Genomic DNA, 24991 nt, shown 5'->3' with positions numbered 1-24991 from the left:
GAAGCGTCATGTACGACCCCACAGTCGCCCGGCTCACCTACCGGGCCCTGCTCGGCCGGCGCCGGGCCGCCATCCTGTTCGTCCTGCCGGTCCTCCTCGTCGCCATCGCCGTGGCGGTGCGGGCGTTCGCCGGGGCCGATGACGGTGTCGCGTCCGGCGTGCTGGGCGGTTTCGCCATCGCCACGATGGTCCCGCTCATCGGGGTCATCGCGGGGACCGGCGCCATCGGGCCGGAGATCGACGACGGTTCGATCGTCTACCTGCTCGCCAAGCCGGTGAAGCGGCCCACGATCATCTTCACCAAGCTGATCGTCGCCGTGGCGGTGACGATGCTCTTCTCGGCGCTGCCGACGTTCGTCGCGGGCCTGATCCTCAACGGCAACGGTGGACAGATCGCCGTGGCCTACACGATCGCGGCGCTGGTCGCCTCGATCGCGTACAGCGCGCTGTTCCTGCTGCTGGGCACGATCAGCCGGCACGCGGTGGTCTTCGGGCTGGTGTACGCACTGGTGTGGGAGGCGCTGTTCGGCAGCCTGGTCCCGGGGGCCAGGACGCTCAGCGTGCAGCAGTGGTCCCTCTCGGTCGCCGAGAAGGTCGCCGGGGACGGTCTCATCACCTCGGACGTCGGTCTGCCGCTCGCGACCGTCCTGCTGGTCGGCGTCACGGCCGCGGCCACCTGGTACGCCGGTCAGAAGCTGCGGGGACTGAAGCTCGCCGGCGAGGAGTGAGACCGGCTGCCGTGCACCCCTTCCGCAACCCCCGCCCACCGGGCGGGGGTTGTTCCGTGTCCGGTGAGCCGTTCGCGTGACTGTACGGTTGTCGGCTCGTTGTGCAGGGCGCGTGGAGGCAACTGGAATCCGTGGCGTCGAGCTTTCGTGAATTCGGGGAATGCCGGCGGCGGCGAGGCAACGCCCGCCCGTCCGGTCATCGAGTGAGTGCAACCGTGAGCGTCCTCCGCCCTCGTAGCCCGGGGACAAGGGCCGTCCTTGCCGTTCCCCCTCACGAGAGGCACACCCATGCCCACGGAAGTCGCCCTGCTCGAATCCCCGGCGCTCCGGGTCGAGCAGATGGGGCGCGTCGAAGCCCTCGACAAGGTCAAGAACCTTGTCATGCTCCCTGATGGAATTCACCTTCGCACAGAGGAGGTGGCCCGATACTTCGAAGTATCCACAGCCTCGGTCAAGAGGCTGACGGACCGGCATCTACAAGAGCTGACCGGAAACGGCATGAGGGTGTTGCGCGGCGCTGAGCTGCAGTCCTTCCATAGCGACATGCTGTCGCTATGGGACGGTGAAGGCCGGGAAAGTTATCCACAGGCGGCCACGCAGCTTCGCCTCTACACCCGCAGGACCGTGCTCAACGTCGCCATGCTCCTTCGCGACAGCGACATCGCCCGCAGCGTCCGGACCCACCTGCTCGACGCGGAGGAGGACCTCAGGGCCTCCTACGACTCGCTCGACCGGCGCGTCACCCGTATCGAGGGCTGTCTCGTCGGCGTGGGGAGCGCGCTCCAGGAGCTCGGCCCCGTGCTCGGCCGGATGTCACAACGGCTCGACTCGCTCGACCGGAAGCTCGATGTCACGCACCAGGTCGTCGGGGCCATCAGCATCCGGCTCACCGATGTCTCGCAGGACGTCATCCGGCTCGATGCCCGCATGGACGACCTCGCGCACCGGCTGAGGGATCTGGGCCGCCGCAGGAATGGCTGACATAGGTCCGGGGGGCCACCGGAAAGCGAGTGGTCCCCCGGACACCGGCCCCCGGACACCGGCCCCCGGGCGCCGGTCTCCAGCAGCGAGCGGGACGGCTGTCCCGGTCAGACGGGACTCCCGGGGATCCGCCCTACGCGCGCCTGCCCGTCCGGAGCAGTTCCTCCAGCACCAACGCGATGCCGTCGTGCTCGTTCGACGCGGTGATCTCGTGCGCCACCGCCTTCAGGGCGTCGTGCGCGTTGGCCATGGCGACGCCGTGCTGCGCCCAGCCGAACATGGGGATGTCGTTCGGCATGTCACCGAAGGCCAGCGTGTCCGTGGCCTTGAGCCCCAGACGGCGTGCGGCCAGCGAGAGGCCGGTCGCCTTGCTCAGCCCCAGGGGCAGGATCTCCACGATGCCGGGGCCCGCCATGACGACGTTCACCAGGCTGCCGACGGCCTGCTGTGCGGCCAGAGTCAGAGCGTCGTCATCGAGCTCCGGGTGCTGTATGTAGACCTTGTTCAGCGGGGCGGTCCACATCTCGGCGGGGTCGTTCATGAAGACCGCGGGCAGGGGTCCCTCCTGCACCCGGTAACCGGGCCCGACCAGCACCTCGCCCTCGAGTCCGTCACGGCTCGCCGCCAGCGCGAGCGGACCGACCTCCGCCTCGATCTTGGACAGCGCGAGCCCGGCGAGCTGCCGGTCCAGGGTCAGGGAAGTCAGCAGCTTGTGCTCGCCGGCGTGGTAGACCTGCGCGCCCTGGCCGCACACCGCGAGCCCCTGGTAGCCCAGGTCGTCCAGGATGTGCCGGGTCCACGGCACCGCCCTCCCGGTGACGACGATGTGCGCCGCACCGGCCGCGGTGACCGCGGCCAGTGCCTCACGGGTGCGTTCGGAGACGGTGTGATCGTCGCGGAGCAGGGTGCCGTCGAGGTCGGTGGCGACGAGCTTGTAGGAGAAGGTCACTTGGAGACCGGCTCCAGAACCTCGCGCCCGCCGAGGTACGGACGCAGGACCTCCGGCACACGCACCGAACCGTCGGGCAGCTGATGGTTCTCCAGGATCGCCACGATGGTGCGCGGTACGGCGCAGAGCGTGCCGTTCAGCGTGGCCAGCGGCTGGACCTTCTTGCCGTCGCGCATGCGGACGGAGAGCCGGCGTGCCTGGAAGCCGTCGCAGTTGGACGCGGAGGTCAGCTCGCGGTACTTGCCCTGGGTCGGGATCCACGCCTCGCAGTCGAACTTCCGTGAGGCCGACGATCCCAGGTCACCGGTGGCGACATCGATCACCTGGAACGGAAGTTCGAGGGCGGTGAGCCACTGCTTCTCCCAGTCCAGGAGCCTGCGGTGCTCGGCCTCGGCGTCCGCCGGGTCGACGTACGAGAACATCTCGACCTTGTCGAACTGGTGGACGCGGAAGATGCCCCGGGTGTCCTTGCCGTACGTACCGGCTTCGCGGCGGAAGCACGGCGAGAAGCCCGCGTACCGCAGGGGCAGCTTGTCGGCGTCGAGGATCTCGTCCATGTGGTACGCCGCGAGGGGGACCTCGGACGTGCCGACGAGGTAGTAGTCGTCCTTCTCCAGGTGGTACACGTTCTCCGCGGCCTGGCCGAGGAAGCCCGTGCCCTCCATGGCGCGCGGGCGGACCAGCGCGGGCGTCAGCATGGGGACGAAGCCGGCCTCGGTGGCCTGTGCGATGGCCGCGTTGACCAGGGCCAGCTCCAGCAGCGCGCCGACGCCCGTCAGGTAGTAGAAGCGTGACCCGGACACCTTGGCGCCGCGCTCCATGTCGATGGCGCCCAGCGCCTCGCCGAGCTCCAGGTGGTCCTTGGGCTCGAAGCCCTCCGCGCCGAAGTCACGGATCGTGCCGTGCGTCTCCAGGACGACGAAGTCCTCCTCGCCGCCGACCGGCACGTCCTCGTGGACGATGTTGCCGAGCAGCAGGAGCAGCCGCTTGGCCTCGGCGTCGGCCTCGTCCCGTGCGGTGTCGGCCGCCTTGACCTCGGCCTTCAGCTGCTCGGCCTTCTTGAGGAGCTCGGCACGCTCCTCGGGGGTGGCCTTGGGGATCAGCTTGCCGAGCGACTTCTGCTCGGAGCGGAGTTCGTCGAAGCGGACGCCGGACGACCTGCGCAGCTCGTCGGCGGAGAGCAGGGCGTCGACGAGGGCGACGTCCTCTCCACGGGCGCGCTGGGAGGCGCGAACACGGTCGGGGTCCTCACGGAGCAGGCGAAGGTCAATCACCCCTCAAGGCTACCGGTGCGGGGATCCGCCACTCGAACCGATATCGATGAGCGTGGCGCTTTGCCCGAATTGTCGGAATCGATAATTCGGGGGACAATCGCGAGTCGACCGGCGGGTGGAGAGGGTCAATAAAAGTGCTTCATTGCCTCGAAAAGGGAACAAGCTCCCCTGCTGTTTGACGCATCGCCGGTGTGTCGACGGGGAGTTGGGGCGGCCGGGCGGGCGTGTTGTCCACAGGCTTCTGTTGATCCAATTAGTTATCCACAGGCTGTGAAGAAGATCTGTGGATGCCGGAGTGGATCATTCCGAAAGTGGCATGACTGGACAGGGGCTCGCACCTCAAACCTGACCCGTTGCACTCATTCGGGTGGGTATTCCTCATCCTGATGAGTTGATCAACGGAATTAGGGGGATGCGCGGGGAGTCGTGATCTGGTGGGGGATCCGAGCGGCTGGGGCGATTTGTCGACGATGTCGCGTTGCGGTGTCGACTTGTCCCCAGGCCGGGAAGACATCCTGTGGATAACTTTGCGCGGACGGGCAACCCGTACGTGGGGCCAGGGCGTGGTGCCCTCGCCCCGCGCTTCAGACCCGGCCGTCCTGGCTGCGCGCCAGCCAGTCGGACGCCTCGGTGAAGTCCGTGTCGGACGTCCCGATCCGCAGGTCACTCACCTCTTCAGGCGTCACTCCTGCGCGCGGGTACGAACCCAGGAACCGCACTTCCGGGCAGATTCGCTTCAGCCCCATCAACGCCTCACCGACGCGGCGGTCCGCGATGTGCCCCTCGGTGTCCACGGCGAAGCAGTAGTTCCCGATGCCCTCCCCGGTGGGCCGGGACTGGATCAGCATCAGGTTGACCCCGCGGACGGCGAATTCCTGGAGCAGTTCGAGGAGAGCTCCCGGCCGGTCGGCGCCGAGCCAGATGACCACGGAGGTCTTGTCGGCTCCCGTGGGCGCGGACGGCCTGGCCGGGCGCCCCACCAGCACGAAGCGGGTCTGGGCGTTCTCCGCGTCGTGGATCTCGGTCACCAGCGGTTCCAGCCCGTAAGTGGCCGCGGCGAACTCCCCGGCGAAGGCGGCGTCGTAGCGCCCCTCCTGGACGAGCCGGGCGGCGTCCGCGTTCGAGGCCGACGACTCCCACACCGCGTCGGGCAGATGGGACGCCATCCAGTTGCGTACCTGAGGCTGCGCGGCCGGGTGGGCGCTGACGGTCTTGATGTCGGACAGCTTCGTCCCAGGACGCACCAGTAGCGCGAACGTGATGGAGAGCAGTACCTCGCGGTAGATCATCAGCGGAGTGCCCGTGGTCAGCTCGTCGAGCGTCGCGCTGATCCCGCCCTCCACGGAGTTCTCGATGGGGACGAGCGCCGCCGCGGCCTCCCCGCTGCGCACCGCGTCCAGGGCGGCCGGCACCGAGACCATCGGGACGAGTTCGCGGGTGGCGGCTTCGGGGAGCGTGCGGAGGGCCACCTCGGTGAAGGTGCCCTCAGGGCCGAGATAGGCGTAGCGCGTGGCTGACATACGGTCACCCTAATGGGCTGATGGGCAGGGCCGTGCGCCTGACGGCATCCCCGGGAGGCCGTCAGGCCTCCAGCAGTCGCTGCCCCACGTACTCCCCGGCCGCGGCGCCTCCGGGCACGGCGAAGAGACCGCTCGCCTCGTGCCGGATGAACGGCGAGAGCGCGTCCCCGCGGTCGAGTTTGCGCTGGACCGGGATGAAGCCCTTGAACGGATCGGCCTGCCAGCAGACGAAGAGCAGCCCGGCATCCGGGGTGCCGTCGTCCGAGATCCCGTCGTGGTACGAGAACGGGCGGCGCAGCATCGCGGCGCCACCGTTCTCCTCGGGGGAGGAGATCCGGGCGTGGGCGTTGCCGGGAATCAACAGCTCGCCGTCCGGGCCCGCCTTGTCGAGGTCCATCGTGGTGTCCTCGGAACCACCGCTGAGTGGGGCGCCGTCCGCCTTGCGCCGTCCGATGACCTGTTCCTGACGCTTGACCGTGAGCTCCTCCCAGTCGTCCAGGAGCATCCTGATCCGCCGGACCACGGCGTACGAGCCGCCCGCCATCCAGGCGTACGCCGCCGATCCGCCGGACGACACGAAGATCCGCTCCTCGAAGTCGCTCTCGGCCGGTTTCGGGTTGTTGGTGCCGTCGACCTGGCCCATCAGGTTGCGTGTGGTCATCGGCCGGCCGGTGGCGCCCGGGGTGCGGTTGAAGCCGTTCATCTGCCAGCGGACCCGCGCCGTCGAGCCGGCCTCCTTCTGGAGGGCGCGCAGCGCGTGAAAGGCAACGAGCGCGTCGTCGGCGCCGATCTGGACCCAGAGGTCACCGTCGGACCGCTTGGCGTCGAGGTGGTCGGAGGAGAAGGCGGGCAGTGGGTCCAGCGCGGGCGGCAGGTGACCGGTCAGGCCGGTGCGGGCGAAGAAGGTGCGCCCGAATCCGAAGGTGACGGTCAGGGAGGACGGCCCGGCGTCCAGGGCCACACCGGTGTCGTGGCCCCGGCTGTCCGAGGGTTCACCGGCCATCAGCCGTTCCGCCGCGGCCGACCAGCGGCGCATCAGGGCGGCTGCTTCGGGGCGGCCCGCGCCGGGCGCCAGATCGAACGCGACCAGATGTCCGCGGGCCTGAAGCGGAGTGGTGATCCCCGCTTGATGTTTCCCGTGAAACATCGCCTCGGTCGAGCCGACCGCGGTCAGTGGCGTCGGCTCCTCCCCGCGCGTCGCCGCGTAACCGCCCGCACCGCCCGCAGCGCCCAGGACAAGACCTGCCGCCCCGGCAGCTCCCGCGCCGCCGATCAGCCGTCGCCGGGAGACGACGCCCGCGCCACCGGTCCCGGACCGGTCGCGTCGAGTGGCAGGGGTGTCGTTCTCCCCGAGGCCGTTCTTCTTCTTGCTCACACTGCTCAGCCGATCTTCACGTTCTTGTCGATGGTGGTCTGGTCGATGTCCGACGTACGCACGGTCACGGCGACCGTCCAGTCGCCCGCCATCGGGATCTGGACGCCGCTCGACGTCCAGTGCCCCTCGGCGAGGCGGTCGGGGACGACCGGCAGCGGGCCGATGTCCTTGGACTCCAGCGTGAAGGCGAGCTTCACTTCGGGGACGTCCATCGGGCGCCTGTCGGGCCCGTCGATCCACAGGTGCAGGCTGTTCGAACCGGTTCCGCCGGGTGTGATGTCCAGGCGTACCGTCCCCTTGCCGTTCTGGCCGCCGGTGTCGAAGGGCAGGCTCAGATTCACCTCTCCGCCGGTCACCGGCGCGGCAGCCGTGCTGCTGCCGCGGGAGGCCTCTTCCTCGGTGCGGCCGGGCTCGGTGGACGTCAGGATGGTCGTGACGACGAGCAGCACCACGGCGATGCCCGTCTCCACCAGCACGGAACGCCGTAGCCCGGAGCGGTCCGGATCGGCGTCGCGGGCTCGTTTCTCCTTCGTCGCCGTCCGTGCGGCGCGCTGCCGGGAGAGCTGTGCGGCGCGCTCCGGAGCCACTTCCTCCTCGGGGGCGGCGGCCGCGTCGGACGACTCGTCGGGCTCCACCGACGCGGCCTGAGCGGTGTCATCGGCTGACGGGGACGCGGAGTCGGCGCGCTCGGTCAGCCGCCCCGTCCAGCGCCGGGATATGTACGCGACGCCGACGAGCAGGGCGACGAGCGCCACCTTGATGAGGAGCAGCTGGCCGTACCGGGTACCGGTCAGAGCCGACCACGAACCGACCTGCCGCCAGGACTGGTAGAGCCCGGTCGCCGCGAGGACGAGCACGCTGGTGAACGCCACGCGGGAGAACCGCCGTACCGCGCCGCTCGTGATGTCCGGCGTCCGGTACAGGGCGACCAGCAGTGCGGCGAGTCCGCCCAGCCAGCCGGCGACGGCGAGCAGGTGGAGCACGTCGACCGGCATGGCGATGCCCGGCTGGATCCCCGTCGAGGCGTGCTCGGCCAGGGCCCACGTACCGGCGATCCCCACGGCGATGACCGCTCCGCCCGTGGCGAGTCCGAAGGTGAGGTCCTGCTTCTCCTTCTCGTCCTCGCGCTTGGCGTACGCCCCGAAGAGGACGGCGATGAAGAGCGCGGAGGCGCCCAGGAGCAGCAGCCGGGAGACGAGCGCGGCCCCCGGCTTGGTGTCGAGCACGGATTGCAGGCCTGCGAGATCGAAGGCGTCCGCGAGTTCGCCGGACCCGGTGTACGGATTGCGCAGGAGCAGCATGGCCAGGGTGGCCGCGGTGAGCGTGATCCAGCCGCGCACGACGAGCCGTTGCAGTGGCCGCGCACCCGCCCCGCGCTGCCAGCAGGCGAGCACGAAGGCCGATCCGCCCGCGAGCAGGATGAAGCCGGCGTACGCGGCGTAGCGCGCGATGCCGTAGAGCGCGCCGACGAGACCGCCGCCGGCTCCGTCCGACGGCAGTGTCACGGTCGTTTCCGAGGGGGCACCGACGGAGAAGGTGAAAGCTCCGGAGACAGGATGGCTGTCCGCGGAAACGGCCTGCCAGGCCACGGTGTAGGTGCCGTCGGGCAGACCGCTGTGGAGCGCGATGCCGTACCGCACGGCACCACCGCTGGTCAGATCACGGGGAGCGCCGTCGTCGGCCCGTTCGCCGCTGGGGTCGAGGACGCGGATCGAGTCGTCGCCCATGGCGATCTGCTCGGAGAAGGTGAGGGTGACGTCCTTGGGGGCGGTGGCGACCACCGCCCCGTCCTGCGGGTCACTACCCGTGAGAGCGGCGTGCGCGGACGCGGGGCTCGCGCCGGCCAGCACCAGGCCGAACAGCGAGCTGATCAGCGCGGCGAGGAGCGCGACCGCGGCGAGCGGCCGTCGTGTCGGGGAGGGCCCGAAGTGCGGGGCGGTGGCTGCCATGGTGTCAGTACCTCACTGCTTCTTCGGGTTGTAGGTGGTCTCCTTCACGGGAATGTCGACCGTGATGGGGTCGGCCTTCTCGAAGTGCAGTTCCACGGAGACCGTTTCTCCCCGCTTGGGCCGCTGCTTCAGTTCCGTGAACATGATGTGGTTGCCGCCGCGTTCGAGATCGAGCTCGCCACCGGCGGGCACCTCGAACGACGTGACCATCCGCATCGTCTGGTTCTTCGTCTCGTGGATGGAGACGTGGTCCGAAAGCGAGCTGGTCACCGAGGTGAGGCGGTCAGCCGCGTCACCGCTGTTCTTGACGAGGAGGAAGCCGGCGGCCATGTCGCTGACGGGCTGAGGCATGAAGGCCCCCGTCACCTCCATCCGCGGCGCGGTGTCCGAGGAACATGCTGTCAGGGCCAGCCCGGTGGTGAGGGCGAGGGCCCCGGCGACGGTCGTGCGGCGGTTCACGGGGTCTCCCCCTTGACGAGCTCGGGGAGGTCCTCGGTGTAGTTCTCGGCCGTGGCGTCCTCGCCGTAGAGCACGTACCCCTTGTCGGTCTTCGGGGAGAAAGCGATGACCTGGGCGCCGTGCATCGAGACGACCGTGCCGTCCTTCTCCTTCTTCGGCGGGTCGATGCCGATGCCGATCTGGCGTGCTCCGGCCTGGATGGTCGGGAAGTCGCCGGTGAGACCGGTGAAGTCGGGATCCTGGGCCTTGAGCCAGCTGCCCAGGGACGCCGGGGTGTCCCGTTCGGGGTCCGTCGTGACGAAGACGACCTGGAGCTTCTCCTGGTCGGCCTCGGGCAGTGCCCGCTTGGCGATCGCGATGTTGCTCATGGTCAGGGGGCAGACGTCGGGGCAGTTGGTGTAGCCGAAGTAGATGAGGGTCGGCTTGCCCTTGGTCCGCTCGCGCAGGTCGTACTTCTTGCCGTGCGTGTCGGTGAGGACGAGGTTGGGCTTGGTGAACGGCTGGTCGAGCACGGTCGCGGGCTCGGACCTGGTCTCGGAGGAGACCTCGGCGACGGAGTTGTCCGCCGAGTCTCCGCCGCTTCCGCAGGCCGACAGGGTCAGTGCGGCCACGGCGGCGAACGCCGCGGCCAGCACCGTCTTCTTGCTGTGCATGGAGAGCTGATTCCTGATCTGTGAAATGCGGGTGGGTGAGCCGGAGGGATCAGGCGCTGCGACGACGGCCGGCGAGGATGCCGAACGCCACCCCGGCGACGCCGACGACGATGCCGACGATCCCGAGGACGCGCGCGGTGCCGTCGGTGCCCGAGGAGGACGCGTCGTCCGAGGACGCCGTCGTCTCCTTCGCCTTCTCCGCCTCGCCGCCCTTGTCGTCGGCCGCCGCACCGTGGGCATCGGCCGCCGGGGCGGTCAGCGCGAGGACGGGAGCCGGGCTCTCGGGCTCTTCGCCGCTCGCGGTGGGCTCTTCGATCCAGCGGACGACTTCCTTGTTGCTGTACGTCTGGAGCGCCTTGAACACGAGCTGGTCGGCGTCCTCGGGGAGCTGGCCGACCGAGAGCGGGAACTGCTGGAAGAAGCCGGGCTCGATACCGTCGTCGTCCGCGGTCCAGGTGACCTTGGAGACCGCGTCGTTGATCTTCTTGCCGTGCACCTCGAGCGGCTCGGCCAGCTTGCTCCTGGTGACATCGATCTTCCAGCCCGCCACCGGCTGCGGGCTTACGGACGCCAGCGGGTGGTCCGTCGGGAAGCTGATCTCGAGCTTGACGGTGGAGGCGTTGTCACGCTCGTTGGGGACCTTGAAGTTGACGGTGGCGTAGCCGCCCTTGGCGGCCTCGCCCTGCGGCTGCACGCTGACGTGCGCGGAGGCCGTACCGGCCAGCAGCAGGACGGTGGACGCGGCGACGCCGCCGGCGAGGGCGATGCGGGAAACGTTCATGGCGGGGATCACTCCACAGATGAAGGTGAGAAGCGCGCGCGGAGGCGCGCACGGCATCACGGCCGCCTCGGCACCGGAAACCCGGCGGAGGGGTCGTGTCAGGCTGCGCGTACGTAGACGGGCGGCGGCCCGCGCCTGATCACCATGTGCTGCAGAGGGTCCCCGGTGGCCGGCGCGGGGGCGTCGACGGCGCTGCGGAGGGGGCGCGGCCCGGTGGTGAGCCGTCCCGGAAGTCCCGCACGCAGGGCGCGTACGAGAGCCATCGCCGCCCGCAGCGCGCGCAGCCTGGCCCCGGCCGCGAGCTGCCGTCCGCCCTGTGCGGAGAGCCTGGCCAGCCGGAAGAGCGCGATCTCACCGCGACGCAGCAGCCAGCCGGTGGCGAGCGCGGCGAGCAGATGCCCAAGGAACATGGACAGGCTGGGCAGGCCGGACATCACCGAGCCCAGGGCCGTCGGGTCGACCGCCCCGTGTGCGTGCCCCTGGACCACGGTCGCGGGGTCCAGGCCCGCCGTGGTCACGATGCGGTGGGCCTCACCGGCGCTCAGCTGCGCCGGTCCGGCGCCGCACACCAGCCCGGCGGCGAAGCGGATCAGCGAGTCGTCCCCGGCCCCCGGCACGGCGGCCGGCACGTGCCGGCCGAATCCGAAGAGGACGTGCAGGGCCAGCTGCCCTGCCGCGAGGGCGGCGGTGATCGAAAGGAGGTTCCGCTCCCGTCCGGCGAGCGCCGCCACGACGGCGAAGACCCCGCCGAAGCCGGCCAGCAGGCTCCACCCGGGCACATTCGCACCTGCGGCGAGGCCATGTCCGGCCGCGGCGAGCACGACGCAGACCGCGGTGAACACCGCGGTCCTCAAAAGCCGCATACCGGCTCCGGTGCGTGCGACAGGCATAGACATGGCGGGGTCATCATCCCACTGGACACCCGGCCCCCGTACGGCAGGTCCGGAAGGTCGGCATCCGTCCGCATCAGGGAGTGATGAGGGGGTGTTGCGCCTGTTCGTGGCTGATCCGACGACCACGACCGCGGGCCCCGTACACCGATGAACGGAATATCCGCATCCGCCGAATGAGGGCTGTCACAGCCGATCTGTGCTTACGACGTGTTCATCGCGGCAATACGTATCGGTATGTCGAGCCGCAGCCAGGAGGCTGGAGCATGAGCATCTGGTGGTCACTCCATTTGCGGCGCGAAGCCGCGAGCGTTCCGCTCGCCCGTCGTTTTCTGCTCGGCACCATGGAGACCGCGGGGGTGGATCCGGACATCTCCTACGACCTCTCGGTCGCGCTCAGCGAAGCCTGTGCGAACGCCGTCGAACACGGCGGCGACCGACGGGGCCCGGATGAGGCCGGAGACGTGGTCCCCGCCTCCTACGGTGAGGAGCAGACGGGGAAGGCCTGCGGGCAGTACCGGGTCACCGCGTATCTGGACGGCGAGAAATGCCGTATCGAAGTCGCCGACTCGGGGCCCGGATTCCCCTCCCGGCGCACGCTTCGCACCGCCGCACAGCAGTCCGTCGGGCATCCGTCGGATCAGCACACGTCCGCCGTTCACCCGGCGGCCGGTCCGTCGCACGCCTGCAGCGCCACGCACCCCCCGGCCACGGCCGAGGGCGGGCGCGGACTCTGTCTGATCGAGGAACTCTCCGACCACGTCCACTTCGGGAACCGGCCGGGGCGAGGCGCGGTGGTCAGCTTCGACAAGGTCCTGAAATGGCGGGAGGGCGCGCTGCTCATGGTGTCCTGAGCAGCGCGCCCTCCCGCTCGCGGGACGTGGCCGTCCCGCGTCGGCCGTGTCAGCCCTTGAGCCGGGCCATCCACGCCTCGACCTCGTCGGACCTGCGCGGCAGCGTGGCGGACAGGTTCCGGTTGCCGTCCTCGGTCACGAGGATGTCGTCCTCGATCCGGACGCCGATCCCCCGGTACTCCTCGGGCACGGTCAGGTCGTCGGCCTGGAAGTACAGTCCGGGCTCGACCGTCAGGCAGACCCCGGGCTCCAGGATGCCGTCGACGTACGACTCCGTGCGCGCGACGGCGCAGTCGTGGACGTCCATGCCGAGCATGTGGCCGGTACCGTGCAGCGTCCAGCGGCGCTGGAGGCCCAGCTCCAGGACCTTCTCCACGGACAGGTCGCCCAGCAGGCCCCACTCGACCAGCTTCTCGGCGAGGACCCGCTGGGCCGCGTCGTGGAAGTCGCGGAAGGTTGCGCCGGGCTTCACGGCGGCGATGCCCGCCTCCTGGGCCTCGTACACCGCGTCGTAGATCTTCCGCTGCAGCGGCGAGAACGTGCCGTTGATGGGCAGCGTCCGCGTCACGTCGGCGGTGTAGAGCTCGTTGGTCTCCACGCCCGCGTCGAGCAGCAGGAGCTCGCCGGAGCGGACCGCTCCGTCGTTGCGGACCCAGTGCAGCGTGGTGGCGTGCGGGCCGGCCGCGCAGATGGAGCCGTAGCCGATGTCGTTGCCGTCGACGCGGGCGCGCAGGAAGAAGGTGCCTTCGATGTAGCGCTCGCTCGTGGCCTCCGCCTTGTCGAGGACCTTCACGACGTCCTCGAAGCCGCGTGCCGTGGCGTCGCAGGCCTTCTGCAGCTCGGCCACCTCGAACGCGTCCTTGACCAGGCGGGCCTCGGAGAGGTAGACGCGCAGCTCCTCGTCGCGTTCGGCGGTGACCTTGTCGGTGAGCGCGGCTTCGATGCCCGCGTCGTGTCCGCGCACGTTGCGCACCGGGCCGGTGGCCTCGGCCAGCGCGGCCGGGAGCTCCCGGACGTCCTTCGCCGGGATGCCGAGCAGCTGCTCGGCCTCGGTGAGGGAGTTGCGCCGCCCGACCCAGAGCTCGCCCTGGCCGTCGAGCCAGAACTCGCCGTTCTCCCGGTCGGAACGGGGCAGCAGGTAGACCGTCGCCATGTGCCCGCCGTCGGCCGGTTCGAGCACCAGAGCGCTGTCCTGGGTCAGGTCGCCGGTGAGGTAGGCGTACTCGGTGGAGGCGCGGAAGGCGTACTCGGTGTCGTTGGAGCGGGTCTTCAGGTTGCCCGCGGGAATGACGAGCCGCTCGCCGGGGAAGCGCGCGGAGAGCGCGGCGCGGCGGGCGGCGGTGTACGAGGCCTGGGCGATCGGCTCCAGGCCGTGCAGCTCGGTGTCGGCCCAGCCGGACTTCATGTTCTCGGCGAGCTCATCGGAAATGCCCGGGTACAGGCCGTTCTTCCGCTGCTTGACCGGCTCTGCTTCTGCTGCTTCCGGGGTCTCCGGGGCAAGCTCCTCAGACACGTTATGTCCTCCTTGTACGACACTGGACCCCCTCCATCGTACGGGCGTGCGGAATAGGGGTCACGTGCCTGAAGGCTTCCTGTCGTCCTGGGCCCGCTGCCGGCAGGACCTCAGTCGAAGCGCACGGCCAGCAGGGCGATGTCCTCGGTGTCGTCGCTCCGCCCCGCCCCGTCCGGCAGGACGGCCCGAAGAATGTGGTCCGCGACGGCTCCGGGATCCTGGCGCAGGGCCTTCGGCACACCGGCCGCCGCCGAGCGCAGCCGCGCGAACGCCCGGTCCGTGGTGTCTCCCGTGCGGTGCAGCAGTCCGTCGGTGTAGAGCAGCACCGTCTCGCCGGGCCTGACCGTGATCTCCACGCTCGGCGCCTCCCAGCACGAGAGCATGCCCAGGGGCGCGGAGAGGCCCGTCTCCACGAATTCGGTACGCCGTTCCCCGGTCACCAGCGGCGGGGTGTGCCCGGCGCCGGCGAGCAGGAGGGTGTGCCGGTCGGGTTCGCAGTACGCGTAGAGAGCGGTCGCCGCGCCGCCCGCTTCGGTCAGTCGCAGCAGCAGTTCGAGATCGGAGAGCACGGCGACCGGGTCCTCGCCCTCCATCACGGCGTAGGCCCGCAGCCCGGCGCGGAGCCGGCCCGTGGCGGCCATCGCGGCCGGTCCGGAGCCACCGACCGATCCGACGGCGAGGCCGAGCGCGCTGTCCGGCAGGCTCAGGGCGTCGTACCAGTCGCCGCCGCCCTCGGACCCGGCCCGTCGGCGGGCGGCCAGCCGGACTCCGGGGATCCGGGGCAGTCTGCTGGGGAAGAGCTCCTCGGCGATGACGGCGGCATCCGCCCTGGCGCGTTCCAGTTCGAGCAGGCGGGCCAGGTGCTCGGCGGCGTAGCGGGCGTACGCCCCGACGAGATGGCGCTGGCGTTCCAGCGGTTCCGCCGGTTCGTCGTAAAGCCAGACGGCTGCGCCGAGCCGGCCGGCGGTTTCGGTGGCTAGGGGCTGTGTGTAGTCGGCGGCGTATCCGAGTCGGGCTGCGACCTCGCGGCTGCGGGGGTCGAGACCGGCCCCGCCGGGGATGTCGGGAGTGGCCCGCGGGCCCTCGGTGTCCGGCAGGCCGTCGAGGAAGCGGCCGTACGCGGTGGCGCCACGGGACACGGTCTCGATGTGTCCCAGATCGGCGTGCGTGAGTCCCAGCCCGATCGTGCGGGTCGGCCCGCGGCCGTCGGAGGGTTCGAGGACGACGAGCCCCCGACCGGATCCCACCAGGGTCGCCCCGGCGCGCAGCAGTTCGTGGAGGGCGCTGTCCAGGGTGGCGGTCCCCGCCAGCCGCTCGGTGAGTTCGTGCAGTGTGGTGAGGTCGGACACCCAGCCGGCCAGCCGGTCCTGGATGAAGGCTCCCGGTGGGGAGGGGACACCTTCCGTGGGCGCGGCAGTGTGCGTCGAAACGGGAACCATGGGATCGATTCCAGCCACTTTCGGAAGGTGTGGGGCGCTCATGGCAGTCGGCTTTCCGACCGGTGTGTTCTGTCGAATAGCATCGCAAACCCCCATGTCGTTCTGCGCCGCTATCGGTGCAACCACAGGTACACGTCCCCACATCTACACGCACAAGTAAGCTGATGTCCAGCATTGTCCTGACGGTATTTATGGTGTCCGTGCGACAGTCAACTTGGCTGAAAAATGCACCCCCGGGCCGTTTTTTGCGATCGACTGGGTGTGCCCGACAAGGGGGCGCCCTCGGGGTGAAATGCCGGAGGGAGCGTCATCCCGGACATGCGGGGTACGTAATCGTGGACGGCCAGGGGCAGTTGTGACCGTCCCGGAACCCGACAGCGAGCCCGGACGTCCTCACAGATGACAGCCGCCCGTTCCACCCCGAGTGGTGGAGCTGCACAAGGGACGGCACGCGCGATGCGCACGCCGACCGCGCGATGTTTTGACTGGACTCGGCTCGGTTTCGACTCGGCTCAGCTCCATTCTGTTCGGTTCCACTCTGCTCGGCTCGGCTCACGCTCGGCACCGACGATCCGTCCGTACCGCAGACCCGATGAGCAAGCACGCACGCACAGCGAAGAGACGCACACGCGTGGTAACGAACGCGTGGTGTGATGTGGACCTCGGCGTTCAACGGAAAGGAACGAGCGCTCATGCGCGAGATCCTCGGAAGGCGACGCAGGCACCGGCCCCGGCGCAAGGGAAGTTCCGCCCAGCTCGACGCGGCGCTGATCTGCGCCACCGTCCGGAAGTGGCCGGTGCTCCCGGGAGCAGGGCCCGCGACGGGAGCCGTACGCGGCGGCCGTGACCGTGGCTGCTCCTGTCCTGACCCTGAGTGCGCCGTACCCGGCGCACACCCATTCGACCCCGGTCTCCTCGCGGCCACCACCGACGCTCGCATGGTGCGCTGGTGGTGGACCAACCGCCCCACCGCGCCCCTCGTCATGGCCACGGGTGGCCAGGCACCGTGTGCGCTGAGCCTGCCGGCCGTCGCCGGAGCGCGTGCGCTGACGGCGCTCGACGCTATGGGGGTGCGGCTCGGCCCTGTGGTGGCGACGCCGACCCGGTGGTCGCTGTTGGTCGCCCCCTACACCCTGGAACGGCTCGGCGAACTGCTGCACGCCATGGACCGGGTGCCCAGCTCTCTGCGGTTCCACGGCGAGGGCGGCTATCTCATCCTGCCCCCGTCCGAGGTGGGTACGGGGCAGGTGCGCTGGGAGCGCGAACCGGCGGCCGGGGACGCCGCGCCGTGGCTCCCGGATGTGGAATCGGTCCTGGACGCGCTCGTCGAGGCGAGCAACGGGGCCCCGGACGGCGGCAGCCGGCTCGCGTACTGAGCGGCGGTAGCGGACCGGCCGTCACCGCGCCCCGTGGGGGCCGCTGGGGAAGGGGCTTCTGACGGCCCTTCGCACATGTGTCGCCGGATCGTCCGCTACGCACGGGGGCACGGTGCACAGCACGCGGCGCGTCCCACGCAGTTCTTGTCCGAAACCGAGCGTCCGGCGCGGCCGGGCGGTCTGCGGGCGTGGCTCCGGCGCGGGAGCGGAAGTGGGTGCGCACGTACGGGCCGCCGGGACGCGGATCCGTGGCCTACGGGCGCGCGAGTGTGCGCGGAGCTGTTGACGGTGCCGGACGGTCGCCGCAGGCGGTCGACGCGACGTGCGCTCCGGCGTGCGCCCGGCCGTCCGAGCCCGGAAACGAGGACGTCCGGCCGCTGGCGACGGGGGATGCACCAGCGACCGGACTTCCAGAACCGTAACAAGAGATCTGCCGTTAGCAAATTCGATCTCGCCTATTCGGACACCGATTTACCGACGGGTACGGGGAGTTGTGACGGGAGTCACCGCCGTGCCCCGGCTCTCGTCACTGTCAGCTGAGCGTCACTTGGCGGTTGGTGAGCCCACTGCGGGCCCGGCGCTCGTCACTCGTCAGCGGGACGTCCGAGGCGAGGGCTTCGGCGAGGTGCTCGGCGAACCGCGCCGCAGGCTTCTCGCACTCCTCGGCCCCCATCGCACTCGGCAGATCCCAGACCGGGACCATCAGCCCATGGGCGCGGAACGAGCCCACCAGGCGGGTCCCCTCGCCGAGCGAGGAGGTACCCGCCGCGTGCAGCCGGGCGAGAGCGTCGAGCAACTGCTCCTCGGGGTGCGGCATGACCCAGCGGAGGTGGTTCTTCTCCGGCGTCTCGCACCAGTAGGCCGCGTCCACGCCGGAGAGCCGGGTGGTGGGGATGGCCGCCGCGTTGGCACGCTCCAGAGAGGCGGAGACCTCCGCCGTGGCGTTCTCCGCGTCCGGGACCCAGAATTCGAAACCGGAATGCACGACAGGCTCGAACGCGGCATCGGGGTCGAGGACGTCCTGCAGCCGCGGGCCGTCGGCGGGCACCCGGCGGGCGGGGACCGGCGAACCGGGGTCGGCCTCCAGCGCACGCTGCAGGGTGTCCGCGAGATCGCGGCTGAGGTCGCCGGACGAGGTGTCGTTCTGCAGGGCGAGCAGGACGGAGCCGTCGTCGCGGCGCAGTGCCGGCCAGGCCATCGGCAGTACCGTCGCGAGCGACACGGACGGGACGCCCTCGGGAAGCCCGCCCTTCAGCGTCAGTTCGACGGTGGCGGCGGGCACCAGCTCGCGCAGCGCGATCCAGTCGCACTCTCCGGGGATTCCCTCGAAGGGGCGCTGGACCAGCTCGGTCACGGCGTGCGCTGCGGCGCGTCCGTGGCACGCCTTGTAGCGGCGGCCCGAACCGCACGGGCAGGGCTCGCGAGCCCCTACGACCGGGATTTCACCGTCCTTGAGCTGCGGCTTCCCGGCCTTGGACTGAGGGCGCTTCTTGGCCATGGTGGGCGTTCTCCCGATTGCGACAGTGCGGTCTCGGGCGCGAGCCTAGCCGTCCCCGTCGTTGCCGGGGCGCACCTGCCGGGCACCCTGGCCGCCTGCTCCACCGCGCCGAGTGCCGTACCGGCGCGGCACCGCTCTCAGCTCGCGTCGTCGAAGGCGTCGAGAGCGTCCGCGAGTTCCAGTCCGTCGAGCGAGCCGAATCCATGTCTTCCGTGCAGCCCGCGCAGCCCGGACCGCTCGCGGCGGGCCGGCCTCGTGGGGCCCGGGGCCGCCGTCGTGAAGCCCCCGTGTCCGTGGCCCGCGGAGACCAGGGCCCAGACGGTGACCTCACCGACCGCGTCGTCCCGTACGCCCCACTCCCGGGCGAGGGCGCTGATGATGTTGAGTCCGCGTCCGCCGCGCGCGGTGACCGAGGGGGTGGCCGGGGCCGGTCTGGTCGGACCGCCTCCGTCCGTGACCTCGACGGTCAGGTCACCCCTCCTGTCCACGCGCCATGCGGCGCGGATGTCGCCGTCGCCCATCTCCGAGTGCTGTCCCAGCGGCCTGCCGTGCCGGCAGGCGTTGCTGAGCAGTTCGGAAAGGATCAGTACCGCGTCGTCGACCACGGTGTCCGCGACCCCGTTGCTGCGCAGCTGCTCGCGCATACGATGCCGCGCCTGCCCCACGCCCGCAGGGCCATGGGGTACGGCCATGCTCGACGACGTGGGCACTTCCTGTGCCACCAAAACCGCCACCCCCGAGACCTCCTTTGCCCCACGCCACGGTTTGGATGCCCCCCTGGACTGTGCCGGAAACCGGCCGAAGCCCTGTCGGTGATGCACTCGTGATGATCGATTGCCGAGTGAATGCGCCGGTGCACCCCCTGTGACTAATGTGAAGAGCGGCCAAGTTGTGAAAGAACCTGTTTCGGCCGGTTGGTGATGATTGCTTCCACCCCGAGGCGCACGCACAGCTCGACGTCCTCCGGCTCGTTCACGGTCCACACGTGCACCCGGTGCCCCGCCCGGTGCAACCGTTCGATGTAAGCCGGGTTGTTGCGGACGATCCGCATCCCCGGACCGGCGATCCCGGCCCCGGCGGGGAGCCGCCCGTCACGCAGCCGGGGGGAGACGAACTGCATCAGGAAGACGGTGGGCAGGGTCGGTGCTGCCGCCCGGACCCGGTACAGGGACCGGGCGGAGAAGCTCATGACGCGTACCGGGGACGGCCCCACGGCGGGCGGGGCGTCCAGGCCGAACCGCTTGAGCAGGTGGAGCAGCCGCTCCTCGACCTGGCCGGCCCAGCGCGTGGGGTGTTTGGTCTCGATGGCCAGCTGAAGCGGACGGCCGGCGGCCCGGACGTCGTGGGCCAGTTCGAGGAGCTTCTCCAGGGTGAGCACGGAGGTGAGCTCACCCGGCACGGGGTCCCAGTCCGGGGACTCCTCGTGGTCCTTCACGTGTTTCTTCCAGGATCCGAAGTCGAGGGCGGCGAGATCGGACAGCTCCAGGGCGGAGACGGCGCCCCGGCCGTTCGACGTGCGGTTCACCCTGCGGTCGTGGACGCAGACGAGCTGCCCGTCCGCGGTGAGACGGACGTCGCACTCCAAGGCGTCCGCCCCGTCCTCGATGGCCTTCCGGTACGCGGCCAGCGTGTGCTCGGGGGCGTCGTCCGAGGCCCCGCGGTGGGCGATGACCTGGATAGGAGGCTGGGGCGAGGGCAGGCGAGCATGGGTCACCGCGCCATCGTGTCACCAGGACACGGGCGGGTGCTGACACCTTGTGACGGAGGTCCGTTTTGCCTGATGTAAAGATTGGTGTGCGGATGCACAGGTCCTGCTTACAGTGGCCTGACGTGCTGTGGGAAAAGCTGACTGCAGACACGTGCACAGCGGATCTCTTGCCGAATGCCGAGTGGAACCGAGGAGTAAAGAGCTGTGAGCACCGAGAACGAGGGCAACGAGGGCGCCGCGGTTCCGTCCGTACCGTCTGTTCCGTCCGCACCTCCCGTGCCGGCTGCCGCTCCTGAGGGCGCCCCGCAGGGAGGTCCGCCCGCGCCGGAGGCTCCGCCCGCCGCTCCCGCGGACCCGCCGACGGCCCCGATTCCGGCCGCGACGCACCAGGACGGCGCGAGGTACGAGGGCGGCGCGACACACCAGGACGGCGCCGGGCCGTACACCGCCGGGCACGAGCAGAACCCGTACGCGCCGCCGTCGCCTCAGCAGCCTCCGGCCGGCTCGGCCGCCTGGCCGCCGCCCCCTCCCGCCATCCCGGCGTACGCCGACGGCGGCAGCCCTCCGGCCTGGGGCGCCCCCGCCCCCTCGGAGCCCGAGCCCCCGCGCAAGCGCCGCGCGAACGGACTGATCGCCGCCGTGGCGGTCGCCGCACTGGTCGCGGGCGGTGTCGGCGGAGCCTTCGGTTACTGGGCCGCCGACAGCAGCGACTCCGGCTCCTCCTCCGGGTCGACCACGGTCGCCGCCTCCAACAACCCCAAGGATTTCAAGCGCGATCCGGGCACGGTCGCCGGCGTCGCCGCCAGCGCGCTGCCCAGCGTCGTGACCATCGACGCGCAGTCGGGCGACGGCGGTGGCGAGGGCGGCACGGGAACCGGCTTCGTGTACGACAAGGAGGGCCACATCCTCACGAACAACCACGTGGTGGCCTCCGCGGCGGACAGCGGTCAGCTGACCGCGACGTTCTCCAACGGCAAGACGTACGACGCCGAGGTGGTCGGCCGCGCCCAGGGCTACGACGTGGCCGTGCTGAAGCTGAAGAGCCCCCCGGAGGGCCTGACCCCGCTGGCCCTGGGCGACTCGGACAAGGTCGCGGTGGGCGATTCCACCATCGCGATCGGTGCGCCGTTCGGCCTCTCCAACACGGTCACCACCGGCATCATCAGCGCGAAGGACCGCCCGGTCGCCTCCGGTGACGGTTCGAGCAACAAGAACTCGTACATGAGCGCACTGCAGACCGACGCCTCGATCAACCCGGGCAACTCGGGCGGTCCGCTGCTGGACGCGGGCGGTGCGGTGATCGGCATCAACTCGGCCATCCAGTCCACCAGCGGCGGCGGCGTCGGCCAGTCCCAGGCCGGCTCCATCGGCCTCGGCTTCGCGATCCCGGTCAACCAGGCGAAGAACGTAGCCGAGCAGCTGATCAAGACGGGCCAGCCCGTCTACCCGGTGATCGGCGCGACGGTGACGATGGAGGAGAAGTCAGGCGGCGCCGTCATCTCGGACGAGGGTGCGGGCGGCACCCCCGCGGTCACCGCGGACGGTCCGGCGGCCAAGGCCGGGCTGAAGGCCGGTGACGTGATCACCAAGTTCAACGACACGGTGGTGGACAGCGGCCCGACGCTGATCGGCGAGATCTGGACCCACAGGCCGGGCGACGAGGTCACGCTCACCTATGAGCGCGACGGCAGGACGGCAACCGCCGAACTCACCCTGGGCGAGCGCAAGGGCGACAGCTGACCGGCTAGGCTGTCCCACGCATCGAGCCGGCTCCGGGCCACCGGGCCCGGTGACGACGCGGGGTGGGTTGCCCGAGCGGCCTAAGGGAACGGTCTTGAAAACCGTCGTGGCAGCGATGTCACCGTGGGTTCAAATCCCACACCCACCGCAGGTGAACGGCCCCTGACCAGTACGTATGGTCGGGGGCCTTTGCCATGCCCGTTCTCCGCCGGGCACCGCTGTTCCCCTTGGTTTCCCGCTCTGTCGGGCACGGAAGGGGCACGCGGGGGGCACGGCTGGGCGCTGCTTTTTGTGGCTGCTGGGGTCGGCCGGTCAGCGGCTGATGGGGATCTCATAGACGATCTCGCAGTGCGCTGCGGGCACCACGATGTCCGCTGTCTCCACTGGCCGGCCCTGGTCGCTGTAGTACGTCCGCCGGATGTGCGTCACGAGTGCGGCCTTCTGGATGCCGAGTAGCGATGCCTCCTCGGCGGTCGCGTGCCTCGGTTCGGGCTGCTCCACCGCGTGGCTGATGGTGACTCCGATCACGGCCATGCGGTTCACGACCCCGGCCCCCGCGTGGGGCCCTCCCTCGGGGAGAACGACGAGGGTGCCGCCAGTGACGGCGTACGGCTCCCAACTTGTCGACAGCTGGACCGGCTTCCCGTCCGCAAGGAACTCGTACGTCGTCCGCACGCACAGCTCGCCCTCGGCGATCCCGAGCCGCGTCGCGATCTCCGCCGGGGCCGGCACCTTCGCGTCGGTCCGGCTCTCCCAGTCGCTCTGTCGGCGAAGGGCCTTCATGTCCTGGCGGAACGGGGATCCACTGGACTGCTCGCGCGCCGACGACCGGACGACTCGCACGCGCTGCCGGGGCTCGGCGACGTAGGTCCCCGATCCCGCCCGGCCCTCCAACACTCCCTGGGAGATCAGCAACTCCTGTGCCCGGCGCACCACGTTCTCGCCCACGCCGCACTCCTGGCCGATCTGGGCGCGGGAGGGGAGGCGGTCACCCGGTTCCCAGACGTGCTCCGCGATGCGCCGCCGGAGTTCGTCGGCGATGCGGAGGTACGGCGGTTGCTCAGACATATGGAAAATCTAGTCCACTAGCTCTAATCTAGTTAACTAGCTTCACTGAAAGTGATCGCTGGTGACGGGGGCTGCGCTGTGTCCGCTTCGGGAGTGACCGCGGCGGCTCTCGCTGCCCGCTTGTCTGCCGCTGGCCTTTGCCCGCGCGTGGAGGAGCACGCCCGGTTCACGACGGTCGAGGCAGAAGTACCGGACACGCTGTCCGCCGATTCATGGCGGGAGGTCTTGGACGCGGTGGCCAATGCCGATCGATTCGGACTCCTGGCCACCAACTTGAACGGCCGCACCTTATGGGCGGTCGTACGCAAAACGGTCCCCACGACAAGCGACGTCGGGGGACCGGGCTATCAGCGATAGGAGCTGAACAGCATGCTCAACCGTATCCGCCATGCCATCGCGCGCACCAGAGCGCGGTGCTTCCCCAATGGTCGGCACCGCCGCCCCTTAACGCCCTCCCGGCCACTGGCCGCTCCCACCTCCACCGTGTCCGCTGACACGTCGACCGTCGTCCTAGGCAGGGCTTCGGCCGGCGCGGTCCACCTTCACCCGCTGAGGGGAGAGGACGTCGCGCTTGTCCGGCCGTACCTGCTGGCATGGGAAGAGCGTGCACGGACGCGCACGGTGCTCGTCGCCCCTCATCTGCCGGCCGATGCCTGGTCGGCCCTCGCGGAGGCCCACTGATGCCTCCTCGTCGACAGCCGCACCCCACGGACACGGCTCCCGCCCCCTACCGCTCGATCACGTGCCGGATCGGCACGCACTCCTCCTGCGTTGAGTCCTCCCCGTTCATGGCACCGGTCGACCTTCCGGTGATCTATGAAACGTGTGACTGTCCGTGCCACTCGACGTCCGACCGGTCCGCGCCCGTGGATGTGACGCTGTGAGGCCTCAAGTCTCCAGCGGTGCGCTGGTTTCCCACATCGAGGTCACCGCGGCCACTGTGCAGCGCGGCGACATCATCCAACTCGGCGGCCAGGCCTACCGAGTGAGAGACCTCTTCCAGCTCCCCCAGGGGGCCAAGCAACTGGTCTTCGAGTCGGGTGAACTGCTGGCCATACACGCGCGCACACGGCTCGTCGCCCTGCGAATGCTGAGAAGGCGGTGACCGGCGCCGTGCCCTCTCGTCACCATGACATCGCCGACGACCTACGCCACCAGATCACGACGGGCAGCATCCAGCCGGGCGAGCGTCTGCCGTCCGAAGCCGGCCTGGCCGCCCGGTACAGGGTCAGCACGGTGACTCTGCGGCGCGCTCTCGCCGTGCTCCAGGGCGAAGGACTCGTCGAGAAGATCCACGGCAAGGGGAACTACGTCCGTCGCCTCCGCCGCAAGATCATGTACGTCGGCGGCTGGGGCACGCTGGACCCCTGGACGGCGGCCGAGCCAACGTTGCGCATCACGGTTCGCAGCACCACGGTTCCGGCTTCCGTGCACCTGACGACGTTGATGAAGGTGCCGACGGGTAGCCCTCTCGCGGAGTACACCTGCCTCAGCCTCGAACAAGGGTCACCGCACGGGCTGGCCCGCATCTACATCCCGCGCGACCTGGCCCCGGCCGGAGTCCTCGACGACGACTCCGTATGCCGGGAGGCAGCCACGAGATTCGCCGTCCTCGGCCCGTCGCCGGCCACCATCCGAGAGACGGTCTCCGCCCGCTCCCCCACCCCAGACGAAGCGTCGGCCCTCCGGATCGGAAACAACATGGCCGTTCTCGCGATCACCCGCATCGCCACCGACGCCGCCGGCCGCGTCGTTGAGGCCGCGCTCCTGGCCTTTCCGGGAGACCGAGCCGACGCCGTCTTCACTGCCCACCACGCGCTCAACGAGAGGCCAGACCAAGGATGACAACACCGAACGAGCTTCGGCTCCTCCCGTGGTCGGGTCCGGGGGACAAGCCTTGCTACCTGAGCACGGACGACCCCGACGGCTACATGTCCCGCCTCGCGGACAACATCGAAGCGGTCCAACTCGGCACGGCAAGGGCCTTGTTGAAAGAAGCTTCAGAAACTCTCGACCATCAGGGGACGTCCATCGACGACATGCGGGGCCTGGTCAAAGAGCTGACCGGGGCTCTACGGGACGTCTACCGCGTCGCAACGAGCCGCGGCCACCTCCGGGCAACGAGCGATCCGCGTGAGTCCACCTGTTGATCTACGGTCCCCGACCAGCACAGCAAGGGAAGCCCATGGCTCTGACCAGATCAGATGCCGTGGGCTTCTGGCTTTGCCGGCTGACT

24 protein-coding genes and 1 tRNA gene are annotated in these 24991 nt (G+C 70.1%); 10 read left to right on the top strand and 15 right to left on the bottom strand.

Annotation, left to right across the window (positions count from 1 at the left end; all coding sequences use genetic code 11):
* Positions 1–8: 8 nt before the first annotated feature.
* Together ABT001_RS07140 and ABT001_RS07135 are read left to right on the top strand one after the other, a co-directional pair.
* Positions 9–728, top strand: coding sequence for an ABC transporter permease (locus tag ABT001_RS07140; protein ID WP_351273508.1), 720 nt, complete (start codon positions 9–11; stop codon positions 726–728).
* Between the two features lie 288 nt (positions 729–1016).
* Entirely contained in the window at positions 1017–1709 is a 693-nt protein-coding gene (locus tag ABT001_RS07135) for a hypothetical protein (protein ID WP_351273505.1), read from the top strand.
* Between the two features lie 133 nt (positions 1710–1842).
* Here the strand turns inward: ABT001_RS07135 and ABT001_RS07130 are convergent, their stop codons facing one another.
* The 9 genes from ABT001_RS07130 to ABT001_RS07090 form a co-directional block, all read right to left on the bottom strand.
* Positions 1843–2658 (bottom strand): HAD family hydrolase, encoded by an 816-nt coding sequence (locus ABT001_RS07130; RefSeq protein ID WP_351273503.1) that lies wholly within the window; start codon positions 2656–2658, stop codon positions 1843–1845.
* Positions 2655–3932, bottom strand: coding sequence for a serine--tRNA ligase (gene serS, locus ABT001_RS07125; RefSeq protein WP_351273500.1), 1278 nt, complete (start codon positions 3930–3932; stop codon positions 2655–2657). The genes ABT001_RS07130 and serS overlap by 4 nt, the downstream gene beginning before the upstream one ends.
* A 584-nt stretch (positions 3933–4516) precedes the next feature.
* On the bottom strand, positions 4517–5452 hold the full coding sequence (pheA, locus tag ABT001_RS07120) for a prephenate dehydratase (protein WP_351273497.1): 936 nt from the start codon (positions 5450–5452) through the stop codon (positions 4517–4519).
* Between the two features lie 61 nt (positions 5453–5513).
* The gene (efeB, locus tag ABT001_RS07115) at positions 5514–6827 is read right to left on the bottom strand and encodes an iron uptake transporter deferrochelatase/peroxidase subunit (protein WP_351273494.1); all 1314 of its coding nucleotides are present in this window, start codon (positions 6825–6827) and stop codon (positions 5514–5516) included.
* 5 nt (positions 6828–6832) lie between these two features.
* Positions 6833–8776, bottom strand: coding sequence for a copper resistance CopC/CopD family protein (locus ABT001_RS07110; RefSeq protein WP_351273492.1), 1944 nt, complete (start codon positions 8774–8776; stop codon positions 6833–6835).
* A 12-nt stretch (positions 8777–8788) separates the two neighbouring features.
* Positions 8789–9235 carry a copper chaperone PCu(A)C gene (locus tag ABT001_RS07105; RefSeq protein ID WP_351273490.1) on the bottom strand — a complete coding sequence of 149 codons (447 nt, stop codon included), beginning with the start codon at positions 9233–9235 and terminating at the stop codon, positions 8789–8791.
* Complete coding sequence (locus ABT001_RS07100) at positions 9232–9888, bottom strand: SCO family protein (protein ID WP_351273487.1); 657 nt, start codon at positions 9886–9888, stop codon at positions 9232–9234. Before ABT001_RS07100 ends, ABT001_RS07105 begins: the two co-directional genes overlap by 4 nt.
* 49 nt (positions 9889–9937) lie before the next feature.
* A complete protein-coding gene (locus tag ABT001_RS07095; protein ID WP_351273484.1) occupies positions 9938–10669 on the bottom strand; it encodes a YcnI family copper-binding membrane protein in 732 nt (243 codons plus the stop codon).
* 98 nt (positions 10670–10767) lie between these two features.
* Positions 10768–11565, bottom strand: coding sequence for a hypothetical protein (locus ABT001_RS07090; RefSeq protein WP_351273482.1), 798 nt, complete (start codon positions 11563–11565; stop codon positions 10768–10770).
* Between the two features lie 260 nt (positions 11566–11825).
* Here ABT001_RS07090 and ABT001_RS07085 point away from each other — a divergent pair, with 260 nt between their 5' ends.
* Positions 11826–12413, top strand: a complete 588-nt coding sequence (locus tag ABT001_RS07085; RefSeq protein ID WP_351273480.1) for an ATP-binding protein — start codon at positions 11826–11828, stop codon at positions 12411–12413.
* A gap of 49 nt (positions 12414–12462) precedes the next feature.
* Here ABT001_RS07085 and ABT001_RS07080 read toward each other — a convergent pair whose 3' ends face one another.
* Both ABT001_RS07080 and ABT001_RS07075 read right to left on the bottom strand, forming a co-directional pair.
* The gene (locus tag ABT001_RS07080) at positions 12463–13926 is read right to left on the bottom strand and encodes an aminopeptidase P family protein (RefSeq protein WP_351273477.1); all 1464 of its coding nucleotides are present in this window, start codon (positions 13924–13926) and stop codon (positions 12463–12465) included.
* Between the two features lie 110 nt (positions 13927–14036).
* Positions 14037–15365 carry a PP2C family protein-serine/threonine phosphatase gene (locus tag ABT001_RS07075; protein WP_351273474.1) on the bottom strand — a complete coding sequence of 443 codons (1329 nt, stop codon included), beginning with the start codon at positions 15363–15365 and terminating at the stop codon, positions 14037–14039.
* Positions 15366–16057: 692 nt separating this feature from the next.
* On the opposite strand from ABT001_RS07075, the gene ABT001_RS07070 reads away from it, so the two are divergent.
* Positions 16058–16741, top strand: coding sequence for a bifunctional DNA primase/polymerase (locus ABT001_RS07070; RefSeq protein ID WP_351273471.1), 684 nt, complete (start codon positions 16058–16060; stop codon positions 16739–16741).
* Between the two features lie 532 nt (positions 16742–17273).
* Here ABT001_RS07070 and ABT001_RS07065 read toward each other — a convergent pair.
* The 3 genes from ABT001_RS07065 to ABT001_RS07055 all read right to left on the bottom strand — a co-directional run bounded on the left by ABT001_RS07065 (position 17274) and on the right by ABT001_RS07055 (position 19953).
* Positions 17274–18239, bottom strand: coding sequence for a DUF5926 family protein (locus tag ABT001_RS07065; protein ID WP_351273468.1), 966 nt, complete (start codon positions 18237–18239; stop codon positions 17274–17276).
* 137 nt (positions 18240–18376) lie between these two features.
* Positions 18377–19060 carry an ATP-binding protein gene (locus ABT001_RS07060; RefSeq protein ID WP_502967432.1) on the bottom strand — a complete coding sequence of 228 codons (684 nt, stop codon included), beginning with the start codon at positions 19058–19060 and terminating at the stop codon, positions 18377–18379.
* A 47-nt stretch (positions 19061–19107) separates the two neighbouring features.
* Positions 19108–19953, bottom strand: coding sequence for a glycerophosphodiester phosphodiesterase (locus ABT001_RS07055; protein ID WP_351273462.1), 846 nt, complete (start codon positions 19951–19953; stop codon positions 19108–19110).
* Positions 19954–20151: 198 nt separating this feature from the next.
* On the opposite strand from ABT001_RS07055, the gene ABT001_RS07050 reads away from it, so the two are divergent.
* Together ABT001_RS07050 and ABT001_RS07045 are read left to right on the top strand one after the other, a co-directional pair.
* Positions 20152–21687 (top strand): S1C family serine protease, encoded by a 1536-nt coding sequence (locus ABT001_RS07050; protein WP_351273459.1) that lies wholly within the window; start codon positions 20152–20154, stop codon positions 21685–21687.
* 61 nt (positions 21688–21748) lie between these two features.
* Positions 21749–21835: transfer RNA gene (locus ABT001_RS07045), tRNA-Ser, on the top strand.
* A gap of 164 nt (positions 21836–21999) precedes the next feature.
* On the opposite strand, the gene ABT001_RS07040 is transcribed toward ABT001_RS07045, so the two are convergent.
* A complete protein-coding gene (locus tag ABT001_RS07040) occupies positions 22000–22755 on the bottom strand; it encodes a GntR family transcriptional regulator (RefSeq protein ID WP_351273456.1) in 756 nt (251 codons plus the stop codon).
* Positions 22756–22833: 78 nt separating this feature from the next.
* Between ABT001_RS07040 and ABT001_RS07035 the strand changes: the two genes are divergently transcribed.
* The 4 genes from ABT001_RS07035 to ABT001_RS07020 all read left to right on the top strand — a co-directional run bounded on the left by ABT001_RS07035 (position 22834) and on the right by ABT001_RS07020 (position 24905).
* Complete coding sequence (locus ABT001_RS07035) at positions 22834–23112, top strand: hypothetical protein (protein ID WP_351273678.1); 279 nt, start codon at positions 22834–22836, stop codon at positions 23110–23112.
* Between the two features lie 523 nt (positions 23113–23635).
* Positions 23636–23860, top strand: coding sequence for a hypothetical protein (locus ABT001_RS07030; RefSeq protein ID WP_351273453.1), 225 nt, complete (start codon positions 23636–23638; stop codon positions 23858–23860).
* A complete protein-coding gene (locus tag ABT001_RS07025; RefSeq protein ID WP_351273451.1) occupies positions 23857–24600 on the top strand; it encodes a GntR family transcriptional regulator in 744 nt (247 codons plus the stop codon). The genes ABT001_RS07030 and ABT001_RS07025 overlap by 4 nt, the downstream gene beginning before the upstream one ends.
* Entirely contained in the window at positions 24597–24905 is a 309-nt protein-coding gene (locus ABT001_RS07020) for a hypothetical protein (protein WP_351273448.1), read from the top strand. Before ABT001_RS07025 ends, ABT001_RS07020 begins: the two co-directional genes overlap by 4 nt.
* Positions 24906–24991 lie beyond the last annotated feature (86 nt).

This window comes from Streptomyces sp. NPDC002793 (assembly GCF_040295485.1).
Lineage (GTDB): Bacteria > Actinomycetota > Actinomycetes > Streptomycetales > Streptomycetaceae > Streptomyces.
This window is presented reverse-complemented; position numbering and strand designations above follow the sequence as displayed.